Consider the following 21,971-nt stretch of genomic DNA (forward strand, 5'->3'; position numbering starts at 1 on the left):
GCGGTCGGTGCGCGGCCGGCGGCGATCAGGCCGTCGCCTGGAGTGCTTCCACCAGTACCGGTGCCGTGAGCTCGATCTGCCACGGCCGGGCGCCGCCCGCGGCGAGCGCCGCGGACACGCCCTCGGCGCTCCGGTCCTCCGGCGGCCGCCAGCAGGTGCGGCGCAACAGGTCGGGCAGCAGCAGGTTTTCCACCGGCAGCTGGTGGTGCTCGGCGAGCTTCGCCAGGCCGGCACGCGCCGCGGCCAGGCGGGCTGCCGCGTCGGGGTCCTTGTCCGCCCAGCGGTTCGCCGGGGGCGGGCCGTCGTTGGGTTGTGCCGGGTTGGGCAGCTGGTCCCGCGGCAGCTGACGGGCCGCCTGCAGGTGCCGGAACCAGTTGCCGGTGTACCGGCGCTGCACGCGGCCACCGAAGACCGGCAGCGCCTGCAGCTCGGCGACGGACTTCGGGTCGGCCAGCACCGCGTTGACGATCGCGCTGTCCGGGAGCACCCGGCTCGGCGCCCGGTCGCGCTTGCGGGCCAGCTCGTCCCGCGCCTCCCACAGCGCCCGCACCGCCGCGAGCCCCCGGGCGGTGCGCACCTTGTGAATTCCTGACGTGCGGCGCCACGGCTCGGTCCGCGGGGCGGGCTGCGGGGCGGTCCGCACGGCCTCGAACTCCTGACGTGCCCAGTCCAGCTTGCCCTGCGCGTCCAGCTCCGCCTCGAGCTTCTCCCGCAGCGGGATCAGCAGCTCGACGTCCAGCGCCGCGTAGTTGAGCCAGTCCACCGGCAACGGCCGTTTCGACCAGTCCGCGGCGCTGTGCCCCTTCTCGAGGTGGTAGCCCAGCAGCAGCTCGACCAGCGTGCCGAGCGCCACCCGTTCGTACCCGGCCAGCCGCCCGGCCAGCTCGGTGTCGAACAGGCTGCCGGGGACCAGGCCCAGCTCGGCCAGGCACGGCAGGTCCTGCGAGGCGGCGTGCAGCACCCACTCCTGGCCGTTGAGCACCTCCTGGAGCGGCCCGAGCCGGCCCGGGAGGGCGATCGGGTCCACCAGGACCGTGCCCGAGCCCTCGCGGCGCAGCTGCACCAGGTAGGCCTTGGGCCAGTAGCGGTAGCCGGACGCGCGCTCGGTGTCCACCGCGATCGCGCCCGTGCCGGCGGCGAGCCGATCGCAGGCGTGCGCCAGCGCCTGCTCGTCCGCCACCACGTCCGGCGTCCCTTCGGACGGCTCGGTGAGGGTGACCGGGACAGCCGGTTCGCTGGTGTCAGGCACGTGATCTGCGGTTTCCACGTCGGACAACCCTACGGGACGGGCGCACCGTCACCGGTACGCCCGTCCGTTGGGACCCTGTTCGGCTGAATCAGCGGATCACGCCGGCTCGCATCGCCAGCGCCACCATCTGCGCCCGGTCGCCGGTGCCGAGCTTGCGCCCGATCCGGGACAGGTGCGACTTGACGGTGAGCGCGGAGAGGCTGAGCTCCTCGCCGATTTCCTTGTTGGACTGGCCGTCGGCGACCAGCTGCAGCACCTCGACCTCGCGCGCGGACAGCTCCCGCGGCGTGTTGTCGGTGCCCGGCACCCGCGTGCCGGTCGCGAGGACCGGGGCCACGCTCGGGTCCGCGTACACCCCGCCGTCCAGCACCCGGCGCACCCCGTCGGTCACCACCACGGGGGAGGCCGACTTCAGCAGGTACGCCTGGGCACCGGCCTGGAAGGCCGAGCGCACGGCATACGGATCGTCGGACGAGGCGAGCACCACGATGCGGGGCCAGCCCTGGCTACGGAGCTCCGTCACCAGGTCGATCCCACTGCCGTCCGGCAGTCCGAGGTCGAGGATGGCCAGGTCACACGGACCCGTCGCGGCAGCCCGCGCCCTCGCCTCGGCCACCGAGGCGGCCTCGTGTACGGTGCCCGCACCCATCTGTGCGAGTCGTGCGGCAATCGCCTCCCTCAGCAGCGGGTGGTCGTCGACCACCAGCACGGAAAACAGCTCTTCCCGCGGATGCGGAACCATGCTCGCCGGCAAAGCACCGGCTGGCGTGGATCTGACGGCCTGCGACAAGCCGACGGCAGCCACGTCACTACCTCCCTGGAGTCGGTCGTGCCCCCCGACCGGCACCGGGTACTTTCGGCCGATCAGCCGCGCCAGCTGTAGACCGAAAGTGGTGTCGTCGAAGGGCACTCTAGCCGTCGATCGCCGTCCGCGGGGGGATCGAACGGGTATCTGTCCCGATCGGGTAGTTACTAGCTGGCATCGCTGTAGCACGATCGGACCAATGCACTCACCGTGGCTAACGGATCGCCCAGCGCCAGCGATTTAACATAGTTCGGCACGCAGAGATGCGCGTGCATACGGACCGTGCATCTGCTCGCTCGGCGGACCGCGCCACGCTCCCTGGTCGAGCTAACCGGGTCGTCGGGTCGAGGTAACCGGGCCAACGCGCAGCGTAGACGGCCGTCGGCCGCTCCGGAACCGGGGGCGGGAGGCACTGGCACCGGACTACCGGCCGCCCGAAGTGAGGTCTGCGTCACAACTGGCCGCGTCTGTGGCGTCAGCCGCTCTGCCGGTGCCCGAACATCGAGACCCCGACCGGCGGCAGCCCGGCCACGCTCGACATCAGCTGGCAGAACGCCTCGCCGTGCGGACGGACGTCCTCCTCCACCGGGGTCCAGGACGCCCGCAGCTCGAGATCGTCGGTACGGGCGGGACCGCTGATGTCGCCGAAGCGGGCCGACGAGGTCTCGGTCACCGTGCCGCCGAGCGCGGTCCAGGACGCACCCGAGTTCTCCAGCGCGTCGGTGAGCCACGACCAGCCGACCGCGGGCAGGAACGGGTCGCTGGCCAGCTCCCGGTCGATTTCCGCGCGCACGTAGACCACCACGCGCAGCACGCCGTGCCAGGACTCCTGGCCCTCCGGGTCGTGCAGCAGCACCAGGCGGCCGGTGGCCGTCACGTCCGCGGGACCGGCCGCGTCGCAGCTGAGCGCGTAGGACCAGGGCGCGAGCCGCTGCGGTGCGCGGATCGGCTCGAGCGTCATCTCCGGTCGGGGCCGGAGGGCCTGCAGCGCCGCGACAGCTTGGCGGAACATCTCGGGCGCATGCGTCATCGCGGTCACAGCCCGACTGTAAGGCGGCGCGGCGGCGCCGGGCGGCAGACGCGCCGAGGAAAGCCGACGTCCGGGGGCGTGGCACCATGGTTGACGATGTCCACCACTGCGCACTCGCGGCCGGGAGCGGCCCACGGCGAACTCCGTGACCCCCGTGATCCCCGTGACCTCACCGCGTCGCCCTTCCTGGCCGCCGCGCGCGGCCGCCGTCCCGCGCGGCTGCCCGTCTGGTTCATGCGCCAGGCCGGCCGGTCGCTGCCCGAATACCGCGCGCTGCGCGAGGGCGTGCCGATGCTGACGGCGTGCTTCGACCCGGAGATGATCGCCGAGATCACGCTCCAGCCGGTGCGCCGCCACGGCGTGGACGCCGCCGTCTTCTTCAGCGACATCGTGGTGCCGCTGGTCGCCGCCGGGATCGACGTCGACATCGTGCCGGGGACCGGTCCCGTCGTGGCCGCCCCGGTGCGCGACGCGGCCGCGGTCGCCGGCCTGCCCGAGCTGGACCCGGCGCGGCTGGAACCGGTCCTCGACGGCACCCGCCTGCTGGTCGAACGCCTCGGCGAGACGCCGCTGATCGGGTTCGCCGGCGCGCCGTTCACGCTCGCCTCCTACCTCATCGAGGGCGGCCCCAGCCGCACCTACGAGCGCACCAAGGCCCTGATGCACTCCGAGCCCGCGCTGTGGCACGACCTGGCCGCGCGGCTCGCCGGCATCGCGGTGACCTTCCTGCGCGGGCAGGTCGAGGCCGGCGCTGATGCGGTGCAGCTGTTCGACTCCTGGGCCGGCGCGCTCACCCTGCGGGAGTACCGCGAGTTCGTGCTGCCGCACTCCGCCCGCGTGCTGGCGGCGGTGGCCGACCTGGACGTGCCGCGCATCCACTTCGGCGTCGGTACCGGTGAAATCCTGTCCGCGATGCGCGACGCCGGGGCCGACGTGGTGGGTGTCGACTGGCGGATCCCGCTGGACGAGGCCGTGCGGCGGCTGACCGCCAACGGCGAGCCCACCCCGGTGGTGCAGGGCAACCTGGACCCGGCGCTGCTGGGCGCGTCCTGGCCGGTGATCGAGGCCGAGGTGCGCCGCATCGCCGCCGAGGGCCGCGCCGCCGCCGCGCACATCTTCAACCTCGGTCACGGCGTGCCGCCGGGCGCCGACCCCGGGGTGCTGACCCGCATCGTCGAACTCGTCCACAGCCTGGAGCCCTGATGCACGTCGCGGTCGTCGGCGGAGGTGTCTCGGGCGCGGTCGCGGCGTACCGCCTGCGGGCCGCGCTGGGCGACGGCGCGGCGATCACACTCTTCGAGGCGGGGGACAGCCTCGGCGGCAAGCTGCGCACCGCCGAGGTCGCGGGCGTGCGCTACGACACCGGCGCCGAGGCGTTCCTCGCCCGCCGGCCGGAAGGGGCGGCGCTGGCCGCCGACCTCGGGCTCGGCCTGGTGCACCCGACCGGCGCGCGCTCGACCGTGCGAGCCGGTGGGCGCCTGACCCCGTTGCCCGGCGGCACCCTCATGGGCATCCCGGGTTCGCCGGACGCCGTCGCGGACGTGCTCTCGCCCGGCGCCCGTGCCCGGGTCGCGGCCGAACCGGACCTGCCCCCGGTGACCCTGGACGACGACGTCGCGCTGGGCGCGCTGCTGCGGGAACGCTTCGGGGACGAGCTGGTGGACCGGCTGGTCGACCCGCTGCTCGGCGGCGTCTACGCGGGCGGCGCGGACGGGCTGGGCTTGCGGGCCACGGTTCCCGCCCTGGCCGCCGCCCTGGACCGCGGCGCGCCGTCGCTGACCGCGGCCGCGGCCGGGCTGATCCCGGAGCGGCCCAGCCATGCGCCGGTGTTCGCCACCCTGCCCGGTGGCCTGGGCACCCTCGTCGACCGGCTCGTCGAGCTCGCCAAGCCGGACGTGCGCCTCGGACGAACGGTCACCGCGTTGCACCGCCGCGCGAACGGCTGGCAGCTGGCGGCCGGTGGTGAGGCCGTCGACGCCGACGCCGTGCTGCTCGCGGTGCCCGCGCCCGCCGCACGCAAGCTGCTCGCCGGGGTCGTCCCGGCCGCGTCCGCCGCCCTCGGCGAGGTCGAGCTGGCGTCGATGGCGGTCGTGGCGATGGCGCTGCCGCCGGGCACGGAACTACCGGACGCGTCCGGGGTGCTGATCGGCGCACGGGAACGCCGCGCCGACGGGACTCCGTTCGCCGCGAAGGCGTTCACCTTCTCCTCCCGCAAGTGGGCCCACCTGGACACCGGCCCGGTGCTGGTGCGTGGTTCCGTCGGCCGCTTCGGCGAACCCGGCGCGCTGCACCGCGACGACGACGACCTGGTCCGCCTGGTGCGCGCCGATCTGGCCGAGCTGACCGGCATCACCGCCGAGCCCATCGACGTCGTGGTGACCCGCTGGGGCGGCGGGCTGCCGCAGTACGGGCCGGGCCACCTCGACCTGGTCGGCCGCGCCGAGCGCGCCGTGGCGGAGGTGCCCGGGCTGGCGCTGGCCGGGGCCGCGCTGCACGGTGTCGGGGTGCCCGCGTGCATCGCGACGGCCACCGCGGCAGCGGCGCGCATCACCTCACACCTGGTGCGCTAGCAGCGGCTTCGGCCGCGGTGGGAAGATGGGGACATGGCGCGGCTGAACTACCAGGAGCTCAACGACACCATCCGCTACACCGCCTGGTCGGTGTTCCGGGTCGAGCCCGGGCGGCTCCCCGAGGACCGCGGGCAGGCCGCGGCGGAGACCACCGGGTACCTCGACGCCCTGGAGGGCAAGGGAGTCGTGGTGCGCGGCGTGTACGACGTCGCCGGGCTGCGGGCCGACGCCGACTTCATGATCTGGTGGCACGCCGAGACCGCCGAGCAGGTGCAGGCCGCCTACACCGGGTTCCGCCGCACCCCGCTGGGCCGCGTGTCGACGCCGGTGTGGAGCCAGTTCGCGCTGCACCGGCCCGCCGAGTTCAACCGCAGCCACATCCCCGCCTTCCTGGCCGGTGAAGAGGCGCGCAAGTACATCTGCGTGTACCCGTTCGTGCGGTCCTACGAGTGGTACCTGCTGCCGGACGCCGAGCGCCGCAAGATGCTCGCCGACCACGGCAAGGAGGCCCGCGACTACCCGGACGTCCGGGCCAACACCGTGGCGTCGTTCGCGCTGGGCGACTACGAGTGGATCCTCGCCTTCGAGGCCGACGAGCTGCACCGCATCGTCGACCTGATGCGCCACCTGCGCGCCACCGAGGCGCGCCGGCACGTGCGTGTGGAGACCCCGTTCTACACCGGGACGCGGGTCCCGCCGGCCGAGCTGATCGCCAACCTGCCGTAGGTGCTCGGCCCACTGTGGGCGCGACCTGACCGGTGACGCCGCCGTGGAGCGGGGCCGGCCCGGGTCGGGACGACCCGGCAGCGCTACTCACCGGCCGAGGCGGAACCTCCGGCGTGGCCGGGGCAGTTCGCCGCGCTCGGTGAGCCAGGCGGCGAAGTTCGCGGCGTCCTGGCGGTAGCCGATGCCGTCCGTGCGGGGCGTGGCCGCCGCGTAGGCGTCGAACAGGGGGCGGAACCGCTCGCCGAGCGCCTGGGGCAGGTCCGGACGCAGGTCGGCGACGATGGAGCCGCGTTTGGCGCGCAGGGCGCGGATTTCGGCGGCGACGCGCCCGGGGTCGAAACCGGTGGGGGCCTGCTCGCCGGCCAGCAGTGCGCGCAGCAACGCGGCCTGGCGGGCGGCCAGCTCCGCGCGGCTCACAACCGGTCCCGGATCGCGGCGAGCTCGGCGGCCAGTTCGTCGTCGGGCGGGTAGGCGCCGTCCCGTTCCAGCAGGGCACCCGGCGGATCGGCCCGGCGCCGCAGTTCGGTGAGCAGGTCCAGCACCTCCGGCCGCACGGGATGCGTGTGCGTGTCGTGGTAGATCCCGTCCACCTCGACCCCGCCCGCGACATGCACGTACGCCAGACGTTCCAGCGGCACCTCGTCGAGGAAGGCCGCCGGATCCGTGCCCAGGTTGCGCGCGTTCGCATACAGGTTCGCCACGTCCACGATCAGCAGGCAGCCGGTCCGCTCGGTCAGCTCGCGCAGGAACGCGGCCTCGTCCATCTCCGAGTCCGGCCACTCCAGCAGCGCGGCGATGTTCTCCAGCGCGAACGGCCGCCCGATGATCGACTGCGCCAGCCGCACGTTCCCGGCCAGCACGTCGAGCGCCTCCCTGGTGCGGGGGAGCGGCACCAGGTGCCCGGCGTCGAGACCGCCCGCGCGCACGAAACAGACGTGGTCGCTGGCGAGCGGCGCGTCCAGCTCGTCGGCCACTGCCGCGAGGTGCTCGACCCGCCGCGTGTCCAGCGGTTCGGCGCCGCCGAGCGACAACGACACCGCGTGCGGCAGCACCGGCAGGCCCCGCGCGCGCAGCTCGGTGAGAGCAGCCGGCAGGTGCCCGGGGTGCAGGTTCTCCGCGATCACCTCGACCCACTCCACGCCCGGCATGCGGGCGATGGACAGGTCGATCTCGGGGCGCCAGCCGATCCCCACGCCCAGCCGGTCAGCCACCTCCGCACCCGCCGCCACCGCACGAGCTGCCGCCGCAGGAACTGCCGCCGCAGGAACTGCCGCCGCCGCACGAGTTCCCGCCGCACGAGCTGCTGCAGCTGCTCGACGACCCGCACGAGGAGGCACCGCCCCACGAGGATCCCGACGAACTGGCCCATCCGCGCGATTTCTGCGGTCGCGGGGCGGGCGCCGCGCTCAGCGCCGCGGCGATGTCCCGGTCCGGGTACCGGGTCAGGCCGCCCAGCGCCACCGCGTGCGCCGCGCTCGTGCCCGACGCCGACCGGACGACCTCGTCGCCGGTCCTGGTGCGGGGCGGGCGGGCGCCCGGCCGGCCGGTGACCGCCCACAGGATCGCGGCGGGCGCCAGGGCGAGCACGAAACCGCCGCTGGGAAAGCTCGTGAACGCGACGATCGCGACGGCGACCATCAGGACCGCGGCCAGCCGCCGGATGTTCTTCAGCGGGCCCTGCTCGACCAGGAGCCCGGCCTCCGCGAGCCGGTCGCGCGCGACGTCGAGCACGATGCCATCGCGCAGGGCCGCCCGCACGGTGTGCAGTGTCGCCGCGCCGCGTTCGTGGTGCACGCTCGCCCACACCGCCGCGCCCAGCTCGTCGGCCGGGGGACGGTCGCCGGTCGTGGTGAGCCGTCCCGCGTAGCTCACCCGGACCTGCTGGCGTTCCACCAGGTCGGCCAGGGCCGCGTCGGTCGCGCGCATCGGGCCGCCGGCCAGGAACCCCAGCTCGGCCGGGCCGGGCGTCCGGTGCGGCGCGCCCGCACGTCCCTCCAGCAGCCGCGGGCCGACCAGGCGCACCACGATCGGGAGCAGCACCAGCCCGACGTAGATCACGAGGAACGCCGGCAGCGGAAGTCCCCAGTACCCGGACCCGCCGGCGTCCTTGACCGTCTCCTCAACCCCCAACGCCGGCACCTCCGCATCAGCCCGTGCCACGGTGAGACGACCCGCGACGGCCGCCGGTTCCCTCATGGGGACGGTCGTCAGGCTCCCGCCGATGCCGGGCGCGGCGGTCCAGCCGGCCCGCTACTCGGCCGGGACCAGGCGCAGTGAAATCGAGTTGATGCAGTACCGCTGGTCGGTCGGGGTCGCGTAGCCCTCGCCCTCGAACAGATGACCCAGGTGGCTGTGGCAGGTGGCGCACAGCACCTCGGTGCGCACCATGCCCAGCGACCGGTCCTCGCGCAGCAGCACGGCGTCGGACGAGGCCGGGTCGAAGAACGACGGCCAGCCGCAGTGGCTGTCGAACTTCGTGTCGCTGCGGAAGAGCTCGGCGCCGCACGCGCGGCACTCGTAGACGCCGGTGGTCTTGGTGTCGGTGTACTCGCCGGTGAACGGCCGCTCGGTGCCGGCCTGGCGCAGCACCGCGTACTCCTCGGGGGAGAGCTGCTCGCGCCACTCGTCGTCCGGCTTGACGACCTTCGGCGTGGCTCCCACGACCGGTTCCATGCGGGGCTTCATACCGTCCAGGCTACTCGGACAGCCACTGCACGGCCTGCACCACGATGTCCCACGCGGCGACGATCACGCCCAGGACCAGCAGCACCACCACGGTCGCGGCGATCCACCAGCGCAAGCCGCCGGCCCGGGTGCTGGACTCGGCGAACTCGGCCACGTTGTGCAGGGTGGCCTCGACGGTGAACCCGGGCTCGGTCCGCTGCATCCGGTCCAGGTGCCGCGCGAACGCCTGCGCCTCCGGATCGTCGGGGTCCAGCCCGATCAGGTCGTCGTCGAACCGCGGGTCGCGGCCGCCTTCGGTCATACCGACCAGGGTAGGTCAGTCGATGCGGGTGTTGGCGTCGATCTTCATGCCCCGGTCGGTGTTGACGACCCGCCACTTGATGCGCCCAACATTCGCGATGCTGACGTACATGTCGGCCGAACCGTCGGAGTTGGCGCCGTTGTCCGCCGAAATCGAGCTGTACTGCTCGATCCGGTGCTCGCTCCAGTACTGCTGGAACGCCTGCTGGCTGCCGAACACGGCCTGCGCGGCGGGCGTGAGCAGGGCCCACGCCGCGGCGGAGCCCTTGCCGTCGAGGTAGTCCTTCATGACCTGCCCGGCCTGGCCCCAGTTGACCGAGCCGCCGGTGTTGGGCGTCTTGCCCAGCGCGGTCGCCGGTGCGCTGCTGGACGTGCTCGGCCGTGCCGAAGTGGACGTGGCCGTGTTGCCGCCCGCGTTGGCCTGTGAGGGGCTGTCCGGCTCGTTGCCGCGGTTGTTGAGCGCGACCACCAGCACCACCACGAGCACGGCGATCACGGCAGCCGCCGACCCGGCGAGCACCGCCTTGCGCTTGTGCAGCGGAGTCTTGGCCGGCTGGGCCGGCTTCGGCGGCGGGATGAACGCCGCCGTCGGGTTGCGCGGGCTGCGCTGCGGCGGGGCGGGCGGTGCGGCCGTGGCGGCACCGGTGCGCTGCCACGGCGGGCGCTCGGCCGGAGCGTCCGCGGGCACGGCCGCCGGCTGGCGGCCGGAGGTGTACAGCGGCGGCGACACCAGCGTGCCCCGGGTGTCCTTCTCGCCGTTGGCCAGCGCGGCCAGCCGGTCCCGGGCCTCCAGCATCGTCGGCCGCTCCTCCGGCTCGACCCGCAGCAGGCTCATCAGCAGCGCGGTCGCCATGCCGGACTGGCGTGGCGGGATGACCTGCCCGTTGGCCGCCGTGTACAGCAGGGCCAGCTGGTTGGAGCTGTTGCCGTAGGGCGGCTGGCCCTCCAGCGCGTGGTACAGCGTCGCGCCGAGGGAGAAGACGTCGGAGGCCGGGGCCGGGTCCGAGCCGCGCGCCAGCTCGGGCGCGAGGTACGCCGGGGTACCGCCGATCAGCCCGGTCTGGGTGAGGGTGAGGTCGCCGGCCGCGCGGGAGATGCCGAAGTCGGTGATCTTCGCCGTGCCGTTCTCGTCGATCAGGATGTTCGCCGGCTTGATGTCGCGGTGCACGATGCCGGCGCGGTGGGCCACCACGAGCGCCGAGGCGACCTGGTGACCGATGTGTGCCACCTCCGCCAGCGGCAGCGTGCCCTGCTCGGCGATCACCGCGGACAGGCTGCGCGAGGGCAGGTACTCCATCACCAGGCACGGATCTCCACCGTGTTCGGCGATGTCGAACACCACGATGGCGTTGGGGTGCTGGAAACGCGCCGCGTTCTTCGCCTCACGCATGGCCCGCTGGCGCATGTTGTTGCGCTCGGTCTCGGACATGCCCGGCTGGGCGAGGATCTGCTTCACCGCCACCGAACGCTCGAGGCGCTCGTCGACCGCGCGCCACACGACGCCCATGGCGCCGCTGCCGATGTGCTCAACGAGGCGATAGTGCCCTGCGATCAGCTGACCGGTGTCGATGGGACTACTCCTCGGAAACTCTCCGCATGTGCTGGCCTGGCTCCGCGCGAACGATCTCCTCGCGCACCGGGTCGAGTGTAGCGGGCTGCCCGATCCGCCCGTCGTAAGCTGTCCCGCGAGCGATTCGCACGAGGCCGACGGCACCGGCGAGCGCGAAGGCACCGTAGCAGGCGACCAGCGCCGGCGGCGTACCGCCGGTGAGCGCGTCGCCCAGCACCACCACCGCGACGGTGCCCGGCAGGCTGCCGAGAACGGTACCGACCAGATACGGCCGGAATCCGACCGACAGGATGCCGCAGCAGTATCCCAGCGGTGCGAAGGGAATCACCGGGATCAGCCGCAGTGACGTCACCGCGAGCACCCCGCCACCGGCGAGCCGTTCGTCGACCGCGCGCACCGCTTTCCGTTCCAGGTGACGGGACACCAGGTCCCGGCCGGCCCAGCGGGCGAGGCCGAACCCGAGCGCGCCGGAGATCGCCGTCGCGGTGAGGGCCACCACGATGCCGAGCGCGTCGCCCAGCAGCAGCCCGGCCGCGAGGTTGAACACGGTGCGCGGAATCGGGGCGACGGTGAGTACCGCATAGGCGGCGAGGAACACCAGTGCGGTGACCGGCCCGGCGCCGGCGGCCCAGTCGCGCAGCTCCGCGGGGCTCGGCACGGGAAGCGTGAACGCCGCGAGGACCGCACCCGCGAACAGGACGACCGCGATGATCAGTTTTCGGCGACGGGACACGGCCTCCACGGTAGGGCACACGCGGAAGCGCTCCGGCACCGCCGTGATCCGGTGGCGGCGCGGTCGAGTACCGGGCCGGGACACGGACCCTGCGGGTGTCCACTCCGGACAAGAGTGCTTCCCGGCGCGGGGGTCGCGAAGCGGCAGGTCGTCGACCACCAGCTCGCGGTGGCGGATCCGTTGCCGCGAGCGGTGGGAACACCGGCGGCCGCCGGGGTGTTGACCTTGCCGTGAAGGCCGTGAAGCTGTCCGTGCTCGACCGGTCCCGCACCCGCGAAGGGGGCACGCACGCCGCCGCGCTGCGGGAGACCGTGGCCTTCGCCCGGCAGGCGGAGGAGCTGGGATACCACCGGTTCTGGGTGTCCGAGCACCACAGCGTGCCGGGGGTGGCCGGATCCGCGCCCACCGTCCTGGCCGCGGCCGTCGCCGCCGCCACCTCCCGCATCCGCGTGGGCACCGGTGGCGTGATGCTGCCCAACCACCAGCCGCTCGTCGTGGCCGAACAGTTCGGGGTGCTCGAGGCGCTGCACCCCGGTCGGATCGACATGGGCCTGGGCCGGTCGGTCGGGTTCACCGGCGGGGTGCGGCGCGCCCTCGGCCACGGCAAGGACGACGCCGACCGCTTCGGTGAGCAGGTGCGGCTGCTGCTCGGCTACCTCGACGGCACCCAGCGCGAGCACCCGGGCGTGCACGCCTACCCCGCCGAAGGCGCACCGGTACCGGCTTTCCTGCTCGCCACCGGTGCCGGCGCGGACCTCGCCGCCGAACTCGGCCTGCCCCTGGTGATCGGCGCGGTCCGCGGCGAGGCGGCCATGCTGGAGGCCATCGGCCGCTACCGCGACGGGTTCGTGCCGTCGGCGCGCTGCCCGGCGCCGTACGTGGTGGTCTCGGCGACCGTGGCCGTCGCGGAGACGGCGGAGGCGGCGGAGCGGCTCCTCGTACCGGAAGCGTGGTCGGCGGCCTGGTCCCGCACGCACGGCGTCTTCCCGCCGCTGCGGCCCGCGGGCGAGGTCCTCACCCGGACGATGACCGGCCGCGAACGCACGTTCTTCGACGAGGCCCGGCAGGGGCACCTCGCCGGCACGCCCCGGGACGTGGCCCGGAAGCTGGACGCGCTCGTGGCCCGCACCGGAGCCGACGAGATCCTGGTGACGACCAGCACCTACGACCGTGCCGAGATGCTCGCCTCCTACCGGCTGCTGGCCGAATCGGTCCTGGCGGCCGCGCGGTAACCGAGCGCGACCGCGAGAAACACCCCGAACGTCAGCCAGAGGTAGGCGTTCTGGCACAGCCACCGCACCCCGGCCGCGGTGAGCTCGAGCACCGAGTTCTCCCGCAGCCCGGCGAGCGGCAGCACCCCGCCGGAGGTCACGAGGAGGGCGCCGACCAGCGCGACCCAGGCCGGCACGGAGCCGCGGAAGGCGCGATCGGCCAGCCAGATCAGCAGCATCGCCAGCCACACCCAGTGGTGCACCCAGCTGTACGGGGAGACGGCCGTCATCGCAAGCCCGCACAGCGTCACCGCGGCCAGCTCCTCGCCCCGCGCGGACAGGCGGCGCACCAGAAGCAGGCACACCACCGCCGTCACCACGGCGGCCAGCAGCCAGCCGATCTGCATGCCCCCGGCGAGGCCGGTCGTGCGCGCGAAGAACCCGCGCAGCGACTCGTTCGACGGGTTCTCCGGCACCCCCACCCGGGCCGGGTCGGCGAACGCGCCGGACCAGAAGGTCACCGAGTCGTGCCGCAGGACGGCGAACCCGATCGCGACGGTCGCCGCGAACGCCCCGCCCGCGACCGCCGCGGCCCGGTAGCGGCGCGTGACCAGCAGGTACAGCACGAAGAACGCGGGCGTCAGCTTGATCCCGGTGGCGATCCCGATCAGCGCGCCCTTGACCTTCGACGAGTCGGGCAGCGCCACGTCGAGCAGCACCAGCGTCATCAGCAGGATGTTGACCTGACCGAACGCCATCGTCTCGCGCACCGGCTCGCACCACATCAGCACCGCCGCGACCGGCAGGCTGAACAGCACCAGCCGCACGTCGCGCCGCAACCGCAGCAGCGACAGCGCCGCCCACACGCCGACGACCAGCATCGCGTAGTCAGCGAGCGCGCCCACCCAGCGGAAGCCGGCACCGGTCAGCGGGGCGAGCGGCACGAACAGCAGCGCCGCGAACGGGGTGTAGACGAACTCCCACACGCCGCGGACGTGGCCCAGCAGAGGCGTGTCGTAGACGGACACGCCGTGCAGCACCCGCTGACCCGCGATCTGGTAGACGCCCAGGTCGAGCAGGTGCAGCAGCGCGGGCAGGTTGGCCAGCACCTCGCGCACGTACCAGAAACCGGACACCCCGCCCAGCACCAGCACCGGCCAGAAGACCGCCCAGGGCACCGGTCGCCGGCCGCCGTCCCGCGGTGCCGGCCACGCGGCCGCCGTCTCGACGGTCGATGAGGGCACTGTCACTCCCAGTGCTTGCTGGTCCGGGCGCATGGTGGACAAGCCTAACGGGCCGCGTGCGCTCTGCCTGCCCTCAGGCCGGGCAGAGGGTGCCATCGGCGGGGACCTTGCCGTCGGCGAGGAACGCCCGCACCGCTTCCGCCGCGCACGGCGAGGTCAGCGCGCCGTGCCCGGCGCCCTGCCACGCGACCCGCACCGCGCCCGGGATCTGCTGGGCCGCGCGCACCGTGCCGATCTCCGGCGTGACCGGATCGACCAGGGTGCTGGCGACCAAGATCGGCGGGATTCCCGAAGTACCCGGCGTGGGCAGCGGTTCGGTGCGCGCCGGCCACGGCAGGCACCAGGCCAGCGGTTGCGTCACGAGCCCGCCGAAGAGCGGGTAACGGCCGCGCAGCTGGTCGGTCAGCCCGGCGATCCGGTCGGCGGGCACCCGCGCGATCGTGTCGTTGCATTCGGTCGCCAGCGTTCCGTCCAGGTTGGAGGGTGCGACGTCGGAGCCGTTGAGTGCCGGCGCGACGAACTCCGCCAGTGCGCGGATGTCGCCGGTGCGGGCGGCGTCCAGCGCCCGGGCCAGCTCGTTCCAGCGGGTCCGGTCGGCGAGGCCGGCGACCACGGCCCGCAGCGCGAGGCCCGGGCCGAACATGGCACCACCCGAGGTGACCTGGGGTGCGGTGCGCAACCGGTCCAGCACCGCGGTGACCGTCGCCGTCGCGTCCTGCCCGACGGCCCGGCCGTAGGTGTCCAGCGCCGCCTGCTGCGCGGCGGCCAGGTCGCCGAGCACGGTCGCCGTGTCGCCGGACGGGTCCGGCACGCCGTCCAGCACGAACCGCCCGACCCGGTCCGGGAACCGGGCCGCGTACGAGAGGAGGACCTGCGAGCCCTCGCCGTGGCCGAGCGCGTGCAGTTTCGGCACCCCCAGCTCGCCGCGGATCTCCTCGAGGTCGCCCGCGGTGCGCCAGCTGTCGAACGCCTGCTGCGCCCCGCCGAGGTCGATGGCGCACTGCTGCCCGGCCTTGCGCGCGGCGTCCAGCAGGGGTTCCAGGTCGTGGCCGGCGGGGTCGGCGTCGAGCAGCTGGCCGCGGGTGTCGTCGGGCACGCAGGACAACGGGTCGGATTCACCCGTGCCGCGCCGGTCCACGCCGATCAGCGAGAACCGCTGCAGCAGCGCGGGCGGCAGCGTCGACGCGAGGCGAGCCGCGTAGAGGGTGCCGGCCTGGCCGCCGACGTCGTTGACCACCACCAGGGGGATCGGGCCGTCGCCCGCCCTGAGCACGGACACCCGCGTCTGGATCCGGCCCGGCAGCGCCGGTGTGTCCAACGTGGACAGCACCGTGCCGCAGCTGAACCGCAGGTAGCCCGGTGCCGCGGAGCCTAGGCGGCCACGGGTCTGCTGGTCGCAGTCGGCCCAGTCCAGCGTCGGCGAGCGTGGTTCGGTCAGGGGCGGCAACGGCACGGCCGCGGCGGAACTCGACGGCGCGGAGGAGACCGGTTCGTCGTTCTCCACCACCGGTGGCCGCTTCGACGGTCCCGCCGTGCACCCGGCGACGAGGGCCGTCGACAGTACGGCGACCACGAGACCCACGAGACCCCGGCGTGGCACGACGTTTCCTCTTTCCGCTGCGGTGCTTGTCCGCTCCGAGGTTCGCACGACCCCCGTGTGCCCGGAGTCAGCGGGTGCGCTTCACCTCGCCGTGGAAGACCGCGTCGAGGTCGTAGCGGGCCGGCTCGTCGAGCTGGGCGTAGTCGCACGAGGCCGGGTCGCGGTCCGGGCGCCAGCGCACGAACTGCGCGGTGTGCCGGAACCGCGACGGGTAGCCGCCCTCGGTGTGCTCGTAGGCGACCTCGACGACCCGCTCCGGTCGCAGCGGCACCCACGGCTGCTCGGTGGCCCGCCACCGCGTGATGCCGCCCGGCAGGCGCTGCCCCTCGACGGTGCCGTCCAGCCACGGGTGCGGCGGCCCGTCGGTGATCAGGTCCGCGAGTTCCCCGGCCAGCTCCCGGCGCCGCGTCACCGGGAACGAGCCGACGACCCCGACGTGGTGCAGCACGCCGTGCTCGTCGTGCAGGCCGAGCAGCAGCGACCCGACCGCCTCGCCGGGGGTGGAGTCCTTGTGCCAGCGCAGCCCGGCCACCACGCAGTCGGCGGTGCGCGAGTGCTTGTACTTGATCATGATCCGTTTGCCCGGCTCGTACCCGGCGTCCAGCGGTTTGCCGATCACCCCGTCCAGCCCGGCGCCCTCGAACAGCTCGAACCAGTGCCGCGCTGTGGCCGGGTCGGTGGTGGCCGGCGTGATGTTCAGGCCGCCTCCCGCCAGCTCCGCCAGCCGGGCCCGCCGCGCCCCGGTCGGCTCGCCGAGGAACAGCTCGTCGCCGAGCGCGAGCAGGTCGAACGCGACGAACGTGGCCGGAGTCTGCCCGGCGAGCAGCCGGATGCGCGACTCGGCGGGGTGGATGCGCTGGGTCAGTGCGTCGAAGTCGAGGTGGCCGGCGCGGCCGACGACCAGCTCACCGTCGAGCACCACCCGGTCCGGCAGCAGCGGCGGCAGCCGCGACAGCACCTCCGGGAAGTACCGGTTCAACGGCTTGCCGGCCCGCGACTGCAACGTCAGCTCGTCACCGTCGCGGAAGACGAGGCAGCGGAAGCCGTCCCACTTCGGTTCGAACAGCAGCTCGTCGGAGTCCGGGATCGCCTTCGCCGGTTTCGCCAGCATCGGCTGGATCGGCGGGGTCAGCGGCAGCATGGGCCCACCCTAACCGCGGCGGCGGTACCGCAGCATCGCGAAACCGTCCTCGACCAGCACCGATGCCAGATCCATCGCGCGGGCCCCGCTCGCCATCCGCCCGATCGCGATGCGGTCCGCGCCCCCGCCGGCCAGCAACGGCGCCACCGTCAGGCACAGCTGGTCGACCAGGTCCTCGGCGACCAGCTCGCCGAACAGGTGCGGCCCGCCCTCGCAGTTGATCCGTTTCAGGCCGCGGCCCGCCAGCTGCGCGAGCGCGCTGCGCAGGTCGATGGTCTCCACCCCGGCGAGGAGGATCTCGGCGCCCGCGTCCGCCAGCGCCGCCCGCCGCTCGGCCGGGGCGTGCTCGGTGGTGATCACGATCGGCGGCACGGTCGTGTCGGTGAACAGCGGCGCCGCCGGATCGAGGCGGGCGCTGCCGGTGACCACCGCGATCGGCGGCACCTCGGCGAGGCCGAGCCGTGCCCGGCGCGCCCGGCGTTGCGGGCTGGTGCGGACACCGCGGTAGTTCTCCGCGCGGACGGTGCCGGCGCCGGCCAGCACGACGTCGGCCAGCAGACGGCCGAGGAAGAAGATCCGCTTGTCCGCCGGGCCGGACAGGCCCTCGGACCGGCCCTCCAGCGTCGAGGCGCCGTCGGCGGAGGAGGTGAAGTTGGCCTGCACCCAGGGCCCGTCGAGGGCCTGCGGGTATCCGTAGATCCGTTCCAGGTCGTCGTCGGAGAGGTCGTCGAGGAGGTCGGGCCACACGCTGCGCACGATCTCCATCACATCACGGCCGGACGGCACCGGCTCGCCGCCGGGCTCCCGATACCCTGGGCGGATGCCCGCGCACCTCACCGACCGGCGTCCCGAGCTGGGGGCGGACGAGCTGATCGCCGCCCTGGTGCCGCCGCCGCGCTTCGACGCCGTGCGGTTCGCCACCTACGTGCCGAACCCGGACGAGCCGAGTCAGGCGCAGGCCGTGCGGGACTGCTCGACGTTCGCGGCGCGCATCGGCGCGGCAGCCCCGAAGAAGTCGAAGCTGCGGGCGCTGTTCGGCGGGGGATCGGCGCCCGATCCGGCGAGCCTCGGCCTCTACCTCGACGGCGGGTTCGGTGTGGGCAAGACCCACCTGCTCGCCTCCACCTGGCACGACGCGCCCTCACCCAAGGCCTACGGCACGTTCGTCGAGCTGACCCACCTGGTCGGCGCGCTCGGTTTCGGCGAGGCGGTGCGGCGGTTGTCGGAGCACCGGCTGCTCGCGATCGATGAGTTCGAGCTGGACGACCCGGGTGACACGATGCTGGTCACCCGGCTGCTGCGGGAGCTGACCGACGCGGGGGTACACGTGGCGGCGACCTCGAACACCTTGCCGGACAAGCTGGGCGAGGGCCGGTTCGCGGCCGAGGACTTCCTGCGCGAGATCCAGTCGCTGTCGTCGCGGTTCTCCGTGGTGCGGGTGGACGGGCCGGACTACCGGCACCGCGGGCTGCCCGAGGCGCCGCCGCCGGTCGACGAGCAGACCCTGCTGACGTCCGCGGAGACCCGTGAGGGTGCGACGCTGGACGACTTCGACGCGCTGTGCGCCCACCTGGCGACGCTGCACCCGTCCCGCTACGGCCGTCTCGTCGACGGCGTGTCCGTCGTGCACGTCCGCGGGGTGCGGCCGGCGCCGGACCAGAACGTCGCGCTGCGGCTGGTCGCCTTCGCCGACCGGCTCTACGACCGGGCCATCCCGGTGGTCGTCTCCGGCGAGTCGCTCGCGGCGCTGTTCACCGAGGAGATGCTGCAGGGGGGCTACCGGAAGAAGTACCTGCGGGCGGTGAGCCGTCTGACGGCACTCGCGCGAGACGCCGCGTCGGTGAGCTGAGCGCGAGCACCGCGGCGACGGCGAAGCACGCGCCGCCCAGCACGTCGGTGGGGTAGTGGTAGCCGAGCCCGACGAGCCCGACACCGGCGACGACCAGCACGACGCCGCTGATCGAGGCGGTGATCGCGGTGGCCGCCCCGCGGCGGGCGAGCAGCACGAGCACGGTGAGGGTGGCGGCCAGGCTGACGGTGTGCCCGCTGGGATAGGCGAGGTCGCCGGCCTTCGTCCGGTCGAACAGCGGCTTGAGCACCCATGTGTTGAGCGCGATCGGCACCGCGACACCGGTGACCGCCAGGGCCACGCCGTCCCAGCGGTGGCCGAGCGCGCAGGCGAGCACGACGATCCCGAGCAGCGGCAGCAGCACCACCGGTTCGGTGGGCAGCACGAACAGGTGCAGCAGCGCGGGCTGACCGATCACGCCGCCGTAGAGCCACGCCGTGATCCGCGTGTCGATGCCACCGGCGGTGGTGTCCCCGGCGACCGGGATCCCGACGGCGACCGTGACCACGGCGCACACCGCGGCCACGCCCCACCTCACCGGTCACCCCGCGCCGCCGGGAAGCGGCCCGTCTCGACCGCTCTGACCAGCTCGGCGTGGTCGGACTCGGTCTGGTCGGCGTACCGCACCGCGAACCGGCCGATCGCCTCGTCGAGCCGGTCGTCGCCGTCGAGGTAGCCGGCCAGCAGCCGCGGGTGGACCGACCGGAGGTGCGCGCGGGCGAGCAGGGCACCGGCGAGGCGGCCGTAGTCGTCGAGGTCCGCGCCGCTCAGCTCGGTCGGATCCAGGGAACCCTTGTAGTTGCGGAACTGCCGCACGATGAAGGGCCGTCCCTCGACGGTCGTCCAGCCGAGCAGGATGTCGGACTCGGTCTGCACCAGGCGCGTGCCGTGCACGATGCGTTGTCCCTCGTGCTCGGTGCGGTGCTCCGGCAGGTAGGGCGTCAGCGCCGACGGCCGGGCCTCCTTGACCTGCAGCACCAGGTCCTCGTCGGTGTTGCCGTGCAGCAGCACCAGGTAGCTGCGGAACCCGGCGCTGCCGGTGCCGACCACCCGGAAGGCGACATCGGCGATCCGGTAACGGGCGATCAGGTTGCGCCGCGATTCACGCAGGGTGTGCACATAGGACATCAGCCCGTCGGCGACGGCGTCGGCAGTGACCTCGTCGACTCGCCGCAGCAGGGGCGGGTCCTCGAGGAAGCGGTGCCGGCTCAGGCCGGCGCTATGGTCGTCGATGCGCTCGGTCCACCGGGCGGCGACGCGGGCGCTGGTGTTGCGGCGCGCCTTCTCCGCGGCCGCCCCGAACTCGTCGGCGAGGTCCTCGGCCCGCAGGTCGGACAAGGCGTCCTCGTCGCCGAGCGCGGTCCACGACCGCAGGAACGGTGCGGTACCGAGCCGGCGCACGACGCGCCGGTAGGACTTCACCGAGTCCTCGGCCGCGTCCTGGCAGTCCTTTTCGGACACGCCACCCGCGCGCCCGGCCAGGACCAGGCTGGCGGCGAGGCGCTTGAGGTCCCACTCCCACGGGCCGCGCACGGTTTCGTCGAAGTCGTTGACGTCCATCACGATCCGCCCGTCCGGCGTGCCGTAGAGGCCGAAGTTCGCGGCGTGCGCGTCGCCGCAGATCTGGGCGGAAAGCCCGCTGTGCGGTGTTCCGGCGAGGTCGGCGGCCATCAACCCGGCCGCACCGCGGAAGAACGCGAACGGGGACGCGATCATGCGGCCGATCCGCAGCGGGATCAGCTGGTCGAGGCGTCCTGCGTTGCCGGCCTCGACGAACTCGGCCACCCGCGGCCGGAGCGTGCCGCGGGCGTCGTGGTCGTGCACCGCCGGCGGGATGCGCGCGGCCAGTTCGCGTCCGCGCGCGTGGAGTTCCGCCGGGTCGCTCACCTCACCCGGCACCAGGGCCCGTTCCATCCCCGCCTCCTCCCGCCGTCCGCACAGTCTGCACAACGTACGTCGGGTGCCGGAGGTTTCTGGGCCCACCGGGCGATGGCATGCCCCGGTGCGAGGTGGTCAGCGGGTCAGGACGTCGGCGAGGATGTCCAGGCCGTGGTCGAGGTCCGCCTCCGCGATCGTCAGCGGCGGGGCCAGGCGCAGGGTGGCGCCGTGGGTTTCCTTGGCCAGCAGGCCCTTCCCGGCGAGCGCCGCGCACGCCTCGCGGCCGCTCAGGCCGCCCGGGGTGATGTCGATGCCGGCCCACAGGCCGCGTCCGCGCACCTCGGCCAGGCCGTGGCCGACCAGTTCGCCGAGCCGGGCGTGCATCCGCGCCCCGAGCTCGGCGGACCGCTGCTGGAACTCGCCGGTCGACAGCAGCCTGATCACCGCGCGGCCGACCGCGCAGGCCAGCGGGTTCCCGCCGAACGTGGACCCGTGCTCGCCGGGCTTGAGGACCCCCAGCACCTCGCGGCGTCCCACCACCGCGGACAGCGGCACGATGCCGCCGCCCAGCGCCTTGCCCAGCGTGTACAGGTCGGCCCGCACACCGGCGTGCTCCAGCGCCAGCAGCGCGCCGGTGCGGGCCAGGCCGGACTGGATCTCGTCGGCGATCAGCAGCACGCCGGCCTCGTCGCACAGCCGGCGCGCCTCCGCCAGGTAGCCCTCCGGTGGCACCAGCACCCCGGCCTCGCCCTGAACCGGTTCGAGCAGGACCGCGGCGGTGCGCTCGGTGATCGCGTCCCGCAACGCCGCCGCGTCGCCGTACTTCACCACGGTGAACCCCGGCGTGTAGGGCCCGAACCCGGCCCGGGCGGTCTCGTCGGTGGAGAACGAGATGATCGTGGTGGTGCGCCCGTGGAAGTTCGATCCGGCGACCACGATCTCCGCCCGGCCGTCGGGCACGCCCTTGACCTGGTAGGCCCACTTGCGGGCGATCTTCAGCGCGGACTCCACCGCCTCCGCCCCGGAATTCATCGGCAGCACCATCTCCGTGCCGGTCAGCTCGGCCAGCTCGCGGCAGAACAACCCCAGCTGGTCGTGGTGGAACGCGCGCGAGGTCAGCGTGACCCGCCCCAGCTGCTCCTGCGCTGCGGCGATCAGCGCCGGATGGCGGTGCCCGAAGTTCAGCGCGGAGTAGGCGGACAGGAAGTCCAGGTAGCGGCGGCCCTCGACATCGGTCACCCAGGCGCCCTCGGCCTCGGCGATCACGACGGGCAGCGGGTGGTAATTGTGCGTGCTCCAGCGCTCGTCGAGCGCGATGAACTCGGCCGCGGAGGTCGTCATGCCATTCAGGTTAAGGGCAGCTGGAGGCGGGGATCATCC

The 21,971-nt window shown here is 73.8% G+C and carries 22 protein-coding genes; 5 read left to right on the top strand and 17 right to left on the bottom strand.

What is annotated here, in order from left to right:
• Window positions 1-25 precede the first annotated feature (25 nt).
• The 3 genes from FHX45_RS25575 to FHX45_RS25585 form a co-directional block, all read right to left on the bottom strand.
• Window positions 26-1,249: an HRDC domain-containing protein gene (locus tag FHX45_RS25575; RefSeq protein ID WP_167107027.1), complete on the bottom strand. Its 1,224-nt coding sequence runs from the start codon at window positions 1,247-1,249 to the stop codon at window positions 26-28.
• A gap of 88 nt (window positions 1,250-1,337) precedes the next feature.
• Window positions 1,338-1,991: a response regulator gene (locus FHX45_RS25580; protein WP_208400099.1), complete on the bottom strand. Its 654-nt coding sequence runs from the start codon at window positions 1,989-1,991 to the stop codon at window positions 1,338-1,340.
• A 538-nt stretch (window positions 1,992-2,529) separates the two neighbouring features.
• On the bottom strand, window positions 2,530-3,093 hold the full coding sequence (locus FHX45_RS25585) for a DUF3000 family protein (protein WP_167107033.1): 564 nt from the start codon (window positions 3,091-3,093) through the stop codon (window positions 2,530-2,532).
• A gap of 225 nt (window positions 3,094-3,318) precedes the next feature.
• On the opposite strand from FHX45_RS25585, the gene hemE reads away from it, so the two are divergent.
• From hemE to hemQ, 3 genes are read left to right on the top strand one after another with little or no spacing between them, the layout of a single operon-like run.
• Window positions 3,319-4,287: a uroporphyrinogen decarboxylase gene (gene hemE / locus FHX45_RS25590; RefSeq protein ID WP_424923842.1), complete on the top strand. Its 969-nt coding sequence runs from the start codon at window positions 3,319-3,321 to the stop codon at window positions 4,285-4,287.
• Complete coding sequence (gene hemG / locus FHX45_RS25595) at window positions 4,287-5,654, top strand: protoporphyrinogen oxidase (RefSeq protein ID WP_167107039.1); 1,368 nt, start codon at window positions 4,287-4,289, stop codon at window positions 5,652-5,654. Before hemE ends, hemG begins: the two co-directional genes overlap by 1 nt.
• Window positions 5,655-5,687: 33 nt before the next feature.
• On the top strand, window positions 5,688-6,380 hold the full coding sequence (hemQ, locus tag FHX45_RS25600; protein WP_167107042.1) for a hydrogen peroxide-dependent heme synthase: 693 nt from the start codon (window positions 5,688-5,690) through the stop codon (window positions 6,378-6,380).
• Between the two features lie 87 nt (window positions 6,381-6,467).
• On the opposite strand, the gene FHX45_RS25605 is transcribed toward hemQ, so the two are convergent.
• From FHX45_RS25605 to FHX45_RS25635, 7 genes are all read right to left on the bottom strand, one after another.
• Window positions 6,468-6,797 (bottom strand): SCO6045 C-terminal-like domain-containing protein, encoded by a 330-nt coding sequence (locus FHX45_RS25605; protein WP_167107045.1) that lies wholly within the window; start codon window positions 6,795-6,797, stop codon window positions 6,468-6,470.
• A complete protein-coding gene (locus tag FHX45_RS25610; protein ID WP_167107048.1) occupies window positions 6,794-7,591 on the bottom strand; it encodes a multinuclear nonheme iron-dependent oxidase in 798 nt (265 codons plus the stop codon). Before FHX45_RS25610 ends, FHX45_RS25605 begins: the two co-directional genes overlap by 4 nt.
• A complete protein-coding gene (locus tag FHX45_RS25615) occupies window positions 7,584-8,510 on the bottom strand; it encodes a TIGR04222 domain-containing membrane protein (RefSeq protein WP_243869220.1) in 927 nt (308 codons plus the stop codon). The genes FHX45_RS25610 and FHX45_RS25615 overlap by 8 nt, the downstream gene beginning before the upstream one ends.
• A gap of 120 nt (window positions 8,511-8,630) precedes the next feature.
• A complete protein-coding gene (gene msrB / locus FHX45_RS25620; protein ID WP_167109451.1) occupies window positions 8,631-9,053 on the bottom strand; it encodes a peptide-methionine (R)-S-oxide reductase MsrB in 423 nt (140 codons plus the stop codon).
• A gap of 22 nt (window positions 9,054-9,075) precedes the next feature.
• Entirely contained in the window at window positions 9,076-9,366 is a 291-nt protein-coding gene (locus tag FHX45_RS25625) for a hypothetical protein (protein ID WP_167107054.1), read from the bottom strand.
• Between the two features lie 15 nt (window positions 9,367-9,381).
• Window positions 9,382-10,872, bottom strand: coding sequence for a serine/threonine-protein kinase (locus FHX45_RS25630; RefSeq protein WP_243869223.1), 1,491 nt, complete (start codon window positions 10,870-10,872; stop codon window positions 9,382-9,384).
• Window positions 10,873-10,939: 67 nt separating this feature from the next.
• A complete protein-coding gene (locus FHX45_RS25635; protein ID WP_167107057.1) occupies window positions 10,940-11,668 on the bottom strand; it encodes a VTT domain-containing protein in 729 nt (242 codons plus the stop codon).
• 239 nt (window positions 11,669-11,907) lie between these two features.
• On the opposite strand from FHX45_RS25635, the gene FHX45_RS25640 reads away from it, so the two are divergent.
• Entirely contained in the window at window positions 11,908-12,900 is a 993-nt protein-coding gene (locus FHX45_RS25640; RefSeq protein ID WP_341771662.1) for an MsnO8 family LLM class oxidoreductase, read from the top strand.
• Here FHX45_RS25640 and FHX45_RS25645 read toward each other — a convergent pair.
• The 4 genes from FHX45_RS25645 to FHX45_RS25660 all read right to left on the bottom strand — a co-directional run bounded on the left by FHX45_RS25645 (window position 12,858) and on the right by FHX45_RS25660 (window position 17,629).
• A complete protein-coding gene (locus FHX45_RS25645; protein ID WP_341771612.1) occupies window positions 12,858-14,123 on the bottom strand; it encodes a glycosyltransferase 87 family protein in 1,266 nt (421 codons plus the stop codon). The two genes, FHX45_RS25640 and FHX45_RS25645, sit on opposite strands and share 43 nt — an antisense overlap.
• Before the next feature lie 73 nt (window positions 14,124-14,196).
• Window positions 14,197-15,723 carry an alpha/beta hydrolase gene (locus tag FHX45_RS25650; protein WP_341771613.1) on the bottom strand — a complete coding sequence of 509 codons (1,527 nt, stop codon included), beginning with the start codon at window positions 15,721-15,723 and terminating at the stop codon, window positions 14,197-14,199.
• A gap of 67 nt (window positions 15,724-15,790) precedes the next feature.
• Complete coding sequence (locus FHX45_RS25655; RefSeq protein WP_167107063.1) at window positions 15,791-16,864, bottom strand: ATP-dependent DNA ligase; 1,074 nt, start codon at window positions 16,862-16,864, stop codon at window positions 15,791-15,793.
• Window positions 16,865-16,873: 9 nt separating this feature from the next.
• Window positions 16,874-17,629, bottom strand: a complete 756-nt coding sequence (locus tag FHX45_RS25660; RefSeq protein ID WP_208406127.1) for a pyrimidine reductase family protein — start codon at window positions 17,627-17,629, stop codon at window positions 16,874-16,876.
• 55 nt (window positions 17,630-17,684) lie between these two features.
• Here FHX45_RS25660 and zapE point away from each other — a divergent pair, with 55 nt between their 5' ends.
• Window positions 17,685-18,713 (top strand): cell division protein ZapE, encoded by a 1,029-nt coding sequence (zapE, locus tag FHX45_RS25665; protein ID WP_167107067.1) that lies wholly within the window; start codon window positions 17,685-17,687, stop codon window positions 18,711-18,713.
• Here the strand turns inward: zapE and FHX45_RS28655 are convergent.
• The 3 genes from FHX45_RS28655 to rocD all read right to left on the bottom strand — a co-directional run bounded on the left by FHX45_RS28655 (window position 18,616) and on the right by rocD (window position 21,932).
• The gene (locus tag FHX45_RS28655) at window positions 18,616-19,251 is read right to left on the bottom strand and encodes a phosphatase PAP2 family protein (protein ID WP_341771614.1); all 636 of its coding nucleotides are present in this window, start codon (window positions 19,249-19,251) and stop codon (window positions 18,616-18,618) included. The two genes, zapE and FHX45_RS28655, sit on opposite strands and share 98 nt — an antisense overlap.
• Entirely contained in the window at window positions 19,248-20,627 is a 1,380-nt protein-coding gene (locus tag FHX45_RS25675; RefSeq protein WP_167107070.1) for a DUF2252 domain-containing protein, read from the bottom strand. The genes FHX45_RS28655 and FHX45_RS25675 overlap by 4 nt, the downstream gene beginning before the upstream one ends.
• A 99-nt stretch (window positions 20,628-20,726) precedes the next feature.
• Window positions 20,727-21,932, bottom strand: coding sequence for an ornithine--oxo-acid transaminase (gene rocD, locus FHX45_RS25680; protein WP_167107073.1), 1,206 nt, complete (start codon window positions 21,930-21,932; stop codon window positions 20,727-20,729).
• Window positions 21,933-21,971: the final 39 nt, after the last annotated feature.

This window comes from Amycolatopsis granulosa (genome assembly GCF_011758745.1).
Classification (GTDB): Bacteria; Actinomycetota; Actinomycetes; order Mycobacteriales; family Pseudonocardiaceae; genus Amycolatopsis_E; species Amycolatopsis_E granulosa.

What these genes read in the sequence shown, in the direction of transcription:
- msrB (WP_167109451.1), bottom strand. Translation starts at nt 9,053, where the DNA reads ATGGAACCGGTCGTGGGAGCCACGCCGAAGGTCGTCAAGCCGGACGAC.
- hemE (WP_424923842.1), top strand. Translation starts at nt 3,319, where the DNA reads ATGCGCCAGGCCGGCCGGTCGCTGCCCGAATACCGCGCGCTGCGCGAG.
- FHX45_RS25580 (WP_208400099.1), bottom strand. Translation starts at nt 1,991, where the DNA reads ATGGTTCCGCATCCGCGGGAAGAGCTGTTTTCCGTGCTGGTGGTCGAC.
- hemG (WP_167107039.1), top strand. Translation starts at nt 4,287, where the DNA reads ATGCACGTCGCGGTCGTCGGCGGAGGTGTCTCGGGCGCGGTCGCGGCG.
- FHX45_RS25675 (WP_167107070.1), bottom strand. Translation starts at nt 20,627, where the DNA reads ATGGAACGGGCCCTGGTGCCGGGTGAGGTGAGCGACCCGGCGGAACTC.
- zapE (WP_167107067.1), top strand. Translation starts at nt 17,685, where the DNA reads ATGCCCGCGCACCTCACCGACCGGCGTCCCGAGCTGGGGGCGGACGAG.
- FHX45_RS25655 (WP_167107063.1), bottom strand. Translation starts at nt 16,864, where the DNA reads ATGCTGCCGCTGACCCCGCCGATCCAGCCGATGCTGGCGAAACCGGCG.
- FHX45_RS25625 (WP_167107054.1), bottom strand. Translation starts at nt 9,366, where the DNA reads ATGACCGAAGGCGGCCGCGACCCGCGGTTCGACGACGACCTGATCGGG.
- FHX45_RS25660 (WP_208406127.1), bottom strand. Translation starts at nt 17,629, where the DNA reads ATGGAGATCGTGCGCAGCGTGTGGCCCGACCTCCTCGACGACCTCTCC.
- rocD (WP_167107073.1), bottom strand. Translation starts at nt 21,932, where the DNA reads ATGACGACCTCCGCGGCCGAGTTCATCGCGCTCGACGAGCGCTGGAGC.
- hemQ (WP_167107042.1), top strand. Translation starts at nt 5,688, where the DNA reads ATGGCGCGGCTGAACTACCAGGAGCTCAACGACACCATCCGCTACACC.
- FHX45_RS25630 (WP_243869223.1), bottom strand. Translation starts at nt 10,872, where the DNA reads ATGGGCGTCGTGTGGCGCGCGGTCGACGAGCGCCTCGAGCGTTCGGTG.